Raw genomic sequence first — 5565 nt, forward strand, 5'->3', positions numbered from 1 at the left:
GGAGCGCCCGCGGGGCGGGCGCGTTGCGCAGGGTGCTTTTGCGGATCACGGTGTGGTGGAGACCTCTTGTCCGGGCCATGGCACGCCTCTACTCTCCTGCCAGTTGTGCTGAGCGAAACGCCCATTGCGTATGTTGCAACGCCACGCGGGAGGGGACCCCATGACGCCGTCAGGCCGTCGCTTATCCGCCCGGGCGGCTCTGACAGCCGCCGCCCTCGTCCTGACCGCCTGCGCCCCCTCGACCTCCGCCGGCGGCGCCCGCGGCGACGACAGCACGGGGCGGCTGCGCGTCTGGCTCTTCCGGGAGGTCGACAACAAGCCCAAGGCCGCCGTCGTCGACAAGGCCGTCGCCGGCTTCACCCGGGAACACCGCGGCGTCTCCGTCGACGTCACCTACATCCCCGTCGAGACGCGCGCCCAGCGGATCAAGGCCGCCTTCAACGACCCCGCGAGCGCCCCGGACGTCATCGAGTACGGCAACACCGACACCGCCGGCTACGTGCGCGACGGCGGACTGGCCGACGTGACGGCCGACTTCGCCGCCTGGCCCGAGGCCGAGGACACCGACCCCGCCGCCCGCCGCTCGGTGACCGTGGACGGCAAGGTCTACGGCGCCCCGCTCTTCGTCGGCGTGCGCGCCCTCTACTACCGCACCGACGTCTTCCGCGAGCTCGGCCTCCGGCCGCCGCGCAGCCAGGCGGAGCTGGCCGGGACGGCGCGCCGCGTCCACCGGGAGCGGCCCGGGATGTACGGCCTCGTGGTCGGCGGCGCGTACACGTACGGGGCCCTGCCCTTTCTGTGGGCCAACGGCGGCGCGCTCGCGCAGCAGAAGGGCAGGAAGTACACCGCCGCGATCGACCGCGAGGACGCGAAGAGGGGCATCGCCGCGTACACCGGCCTGTTCGGCGACCACAACTGCCCGCCCGCCAAGTGTGCGCAGATGGGCGGGAACGCCACCGTCGAGGCGTTCGCCTCGGGCAAGGCCGCCATGGCCATCGGCGGCGACTTCAGCCACCGGGCCGTCGAGAACGGCAAGGTCCGGGGCAAGTACGCGGTCGTCCCGCTGCCCGGCGCCGAAGAAGGCAGCATCGCCCCCGCCTTCGCGGGCGGGAACAATCTGGGCGTCCTCAAGGGCAGTTCCCGCCGCACGCTCGCCGTCGCCCTGATGCGGGCCCTCACCGGCAAGCGCACGCAGTCCGAGCTCTTCGACGCCATGGGCTTCCTGCCCACCTACACGGACGTGCGCCGGGAAGCCGCCCGCAGGCAGCCCTTTGTCGAACCCTTCGTGAAGACGCTCACGGCGGGCGCCGCCTTCGTGCCCGTGACCCCCGCTTGGGCCGCCATCGACGCCGGGCAGGTCCTGCCGACGATGCTCCAGGAGATCGTCAGCGGCCGCAGGAGCGTGGACGCCGCGGCGTCGGCCGCGGCGAAGAAGATGAACGCCGCGTTCAGGGCGGCGGGCTGAACGATGCGTCCACACGGCAATCCCGTACGCGCCGGAGCGACCCGCACCCATACCCACACCCGCACCCACAGCAGGTGGACGCCCTGGCTCTACCTCGCCCCCGCCCTCGTCCTCATCGGCGGACTGCTGGTCTACCCCGTCTACGAGCTCGGGCTCATCTCCTTCCTGGAGTACACCCAGGCCCAGGTCAGCGGCGGCAGGCCCACCTCCTTCCAGGGCTTCGGCAACTACGCGGCCCTCTTCGGGGACCCCCAGTTCCGGGACGTGCTCGTCACCACCGTCCTCTTCGCGGCCGCGTGCGTGCTCTCCACCCTCGTCGTCGGCTGCGCGCTCGCCGTGCTCCTCACCCGCGTGCGCGCCCTGCCCCGCCTCGCCCTGATGGCCGCGGCGCTCGGCGCCTGGGCCACGCCCGCCGTCACCGGCTCCACGGTCTGGCTCTTCCTCTTCGACCCCGACTTCGGTCCCGCCGGCAAGGCGCTTGGATGGCTCGGCCTGTCCGGCTTCGAGGGCTACGCGTGGACGTACGACCGCTACAGCGCCTTCGCGCTCGTCCTCCTCGAAGTCGTCTGGTGCTCGTTCCCCTTCGTCATGGTGACCGTCTACGCCGGCATCCGGGCCGTCCCCCGCGAGGTCCTGGAGGCGGCCGCCCTGGACGGGGCCTCGCAGTGGCGCATCTGGCGCGGGGTCACGGCGCCGATGCTCCGGCCGATCCTCGTCGTCGTCACCATCCAGTCGGTCATCTGGGACTTCAAGGTCTTCACCCAGATCTACGTGATGACCAACGGCGGCGGGGTCGCCGGGCAGAACCTGACCCTGAACGTCTACGCCTACCAGAAGGCGTTCGCCTCCTCGCAGTACAGCCTCGGCTCGGCGATCGGAGTCGTCATGCTGCTGATCCTGCTCGCCGTCACGCTCGGATACCTGCGGCTGCTCAGGCGCCAGGGGGAGGAGATATGAGCGTCACTCGCGTCCGTTTCCCTCGCGTCCGTTTCCCCCGTGTCCATTTCCCTTGCGTCCGTTTCCCCCGCGTGCGCCGCCCGTGGCGGCTCGCCGCCGAGGCCGCCGCCCTGCTGACCGCCGCCGTGGTGGCCTTCCCGCTCTACTGGATGGTCCTGTCCGCGGTGAAACCGGCGGGCGAAGTGCAGTCGGAGCACCCCCGCCCCTGGACGTCGGAGCCCTCCCTGGACGCCTTCCGCCGCGTCTTCGGCCAGCAGGACTTCGCGCGCTACTTCCTCAACAGCCTGCTCGTCGCGGGGACCGTCGTCGTGGTCTCCGCGGTCGTCGCCTTCCTCGCCGCGACCGCCGTCACCCGGTTCCGCTTCCGGTTCCGGACGACGCTGCTCGTCATGTTCCTCGTCGCCCAGATGGTGCCGGTCGAGGCCCTCACCATCCCGCTGTTCTTCCTCCTGCGCGACGCGGGGCGGACCGTCCCCGGCATCGGCCTCAACACCCTCGGCTCGCTGGTCCTGCCCCACATCGCCTTCTCGCTGCCCTTCGCGATCTGGATGCTGCGCGGATTCGTCCGGGCCGTGCCGGAGGCGCTGGAGGAGGCCGCTCGCCTCGACGGCGCGAGCCGCGCCCGCTTCCTGTGGCAGATCCTCTTCCCCTTGGTCTTCCCCGGGCTCGTCGCGACGAGCGTCTTCTCCTTCATCTCGACGTGGAACGACTTCCTTTTCGCGAAGTCCTTCATCGTCAGCGCCACGGAGAACTCCACCCTGCCGATGGCGCTCCTCGTCTTCTTCAAGGACGAGGGCAACGACTGGGGCGGCATCATGGCGGCGTCGACCGTCATGACCGTCCCGGTACTCGTCTTCTTCGTACTCGTACAGCGGAGGCTCGTGTCGGGCCTCGGCGGAGCGGTGAAGGACTGAATCCCATGGACGACTTCGGCACCCACCTGATCCCGGCTCCGCGCCGGATCCGTCCCACGCCGCCCGGCGGCGGCGCGGGCTTCGTGCTCGACGAGCAGACCGGGATCGACGCGCAGCCCGGAACCGAGGGCGTCGCCCGCTGGATGCGCGCGACCGCCGGCGCCGCCACGGGGCTGCCCCTGGCCCCGCACACCGGCAGCGGGAACCGCATCCTGCTGCGCGTCCTGCCCGGGCTCGGCGAGCAGGACGGCCCCGAGGCACACCGCATCGTGGTCGGCGGCGGCCTCGTCGAGATCGCCGGGGCCGGCGCGGCCGGGGTGTTCCGCGGAGCGCAGACCTTCCGTCAGCTGCTGGGGCCGGAAGCCTTCCGGCGGGCGCCGGTCGCGCCGGGACAGCGGTGGGAGCTCCCTGCGGTCGTCGTCGAAGACGCCCCGCGGTTCGCCTGGCGCGGCGTCCTCCTCGACGTCGCCCGCCACTTCCTCCCCAAGGACGGCGTGCTGCGCTACCTCGACCTCCTCGCCGCGCACAAGCTCAACGTCCTGCACCTGCACCTGACGGACGACCAGGGCTGGCGCATCGAGATCCTGCGTCACCCCCGGCTGACGGAGGTGGGCGCCTGGCGCCCGCGCACCAAGGCCGGGCACCGGGCCTCGCCGCTGTGGGACGAGCGGCCGCACGGCGGCTACTACACGCAGGACGACATCCGCGAGATCGTCGCCTACGCGGCCGAGCGGCACATCACCGTCGTCCCCGAGATCGACATCCCGGGACATTCGCAGGCCGCCATCGCCGCGTACCCGGAGCTCGGCAACGCCGATGTCGTCGACACCGCCGCCCTGACGGTGTGGGACACGTGGGGCGTCAGCCCGAACGTCCTCGCCCCCTCCGACGCCGTCCTCGCCTTCTACGAGGACGTCCTCACCGAGGTCCTCGGCCTCTTCCCGTCAACGTTCGTGCACATCGGCGGCGACGAGTGCCCCAAGGACCAGTGGAAGGCGTCGCCGGCCGCGCAGGCCCGGATCCGGGAGCTGGGCCTGGCCGGCGAGGACGAGCTGCAGAGCTGGTTCGTACGGCACTTCGACCGCTGGCTGGCCGAGCGCGGCCGGCGCCTCGCCGGCTGGGACGAGATCCTCGAGGGCGGCTTGGCCGAGGGCGCCACCGTCTCCTCCTGGCGGGGCTACGCGGGGGGAATCGCCGCCGCGCGGGCCGGACACGACGTCGTCATGTGCCCCGAGCAGCAGGTGTACCTCGACCACCGGCAGGCGCCCGGTACCGACGAGCCCGTACCCATCGGCTACGTCCGCACCCTGGAGGACGTCTACCGCTTCGACCCCGTGCCGCCCGGCCTCACAGGCGCCGAGGCCGCCCGCATCCTGGGCGCGCAGGCCAACCTCTGGAGCGAGGTGACGGAGAACCAGCAGCGCGTCGACTACCAGGCCTTCCCGCGCCTGGCCGCCTTCGCCGAGGCCGTCTGGTCGGAGCTGCCCGCGCCGGCCGAGCGCGACTACCCCGCCTTCGAACGCCGTATGACCGCCCATTACGCCCGGCTCGACGCCCTGGGCGTGGACTACCGGCCGCCCGGCGGCCCCAGGCCCTGGCAACGCCGCCCCGGCGTCCTCGGACGCCCGATCGAGGGCGCGCCCCCGATCGTGTGAGCCACGGCCAAGCTGCGCGCCGTTGTGCCGGACGGCTGGCACGGTAGTCCTTCACACACTGCCGTAAGTCGTAAAAAGGCCCCCTAAAATGGCAATCCGTACACAGCGGGGACACTCCCGGAAATCGGACCATTCGTATTGCCGGGGACGGATCGGCGGTTCGTGGACCCTCGCGACGGCGGAGTCCGAAGATGTGCCAGAGTTGCCACGTCCGGGCCGTGAGGACGTACCGTACGGCGGGATCGTACGGCGGGATCAGGCCGGACAGCCGGGACCACCGGGGAAGGGGCAGCTGGGTTGACCACGCACGCACCGCAGGCAGCGCACACGGTGACGCTGCCGGGCTCGCTCGACGAGGCCGTGGCGGCGCTGGCCGCCATGCCCGCGGCCGTGCCCGTCGCGGGTGGCACCGATCTGATGGCCGCCGTCAACTCCGGGCTGCTGCGGCCCGCCGGGCTCGTCGGCCTCGGCCGCATCAGCGAGATCCGCGGCTGGCAGTACCAGGACGGCCACGCCCTGCTCGGCGCCGGCCTCACCCACGCCCGGATGGGCCGCCCCGACTTCGCGGCTCTCA

Annotated in this window: 5 protein-coding genes; all 5 read left to right on the forward strand. The window is 72.1% G+C overall.

Features of this window, described 5'->3' with window-relative positions; translation table 11 throughout:
* Nucleotides 1–160: 160 nt before the first annotated feature.
* Nucleotides 161–1465, forward strand: a complete 1305-nt coding sequence (locus V7793_RS32395; protein ID WP_336013277.1) for an extracellular solute-binding protein — start codon at nucleotides 161–163, stop codon at nucleotides 1463–1465.
* Nucleotides 1466–1468: 3 nt separating this feature from the next.
* Entirely contained in the window at nucleotides 1469–2422 is a 954-nt protein-coding gene (locus V7793_RS32400) for a carbohydrate ABC transporter permease (RefSeq protein WP_336013278.1), read from the forward strand.
* A complete protein-coding gene (locus V7793_RS32405) occupies nucleotides 2419–3336 on the forward strand; it encodes a carbohydrate ABC transporter permease (protein WP_443058041.1) in 918 nt (305 codons plus the stop codon). Before V7793_RS32400 ends, V7793_RS32405 begins: the two co-directional genes overlap by 4 nt.
* Nucleotides 3337–3341: 5 nt before the next feature.
* Nucleotides 3342–4991 (forward strand): beta-N-acetylhexosaminidase, encoded by a 1650-nt coding sequence (locus V7793_RS32410; protein WP_336013280.1) that lies wholly within the window; start codon nucleotides 3342–3344, stop codon nucleotides 4989–4991.
* A gap of 297 nt (nucleotides 4992–5288) precedes the next feature.
* Nucleotides 5289–5565 (forward strand): FAD binding domain-containing protein (locus tag V7793_RS32415; protein WP_336013281.1); only part of this gene is annotated, 277 nt, incomplete at its 3' end.

This window comes from Streptomyces sp. KLMMK, from assembly GCF_036961605.1.
GTDB classification, from domain to species: domain Bacteria; phylum Actinomycetota; class Actinomycetes; order Streptomycetales; family Streptomycetaceae; genus Streptomyces; species Streptomyces telluris.

Excerpts from the sequence above, each read along its gene's own strand:
- V7793_RS32395 (WP_336013277.1), top strand. The coding sequence starts at position 161 with ATGACGCCGTCAGGCCGTCGCTTATCCGCCCGGGCGGCTCTGACAGCC.
- V7793_RS32400 (WP_336013278.1), top strand. The coding sequence starts at position 1,469 with ATGCGTCCACACGGCAATCCCGTACGCGCCGGAGCGACCCGCACCCAT.
- V7793_RS32405 (WP_443058041.1), top strand. The coding sequence starts at position 2,419 with ATGAGCGTCACTCGCGTCCGTTTCCCTCGCGTCCGTTTCCCCCGTGTC.
- V7793_RS32410 (WP_336013280.1), top strand. The coding sequence starts at position 3,342 with ATGGACGACTTCGGCACCCACCTGATCCCGGCTCCGCGCCGGATCCGT.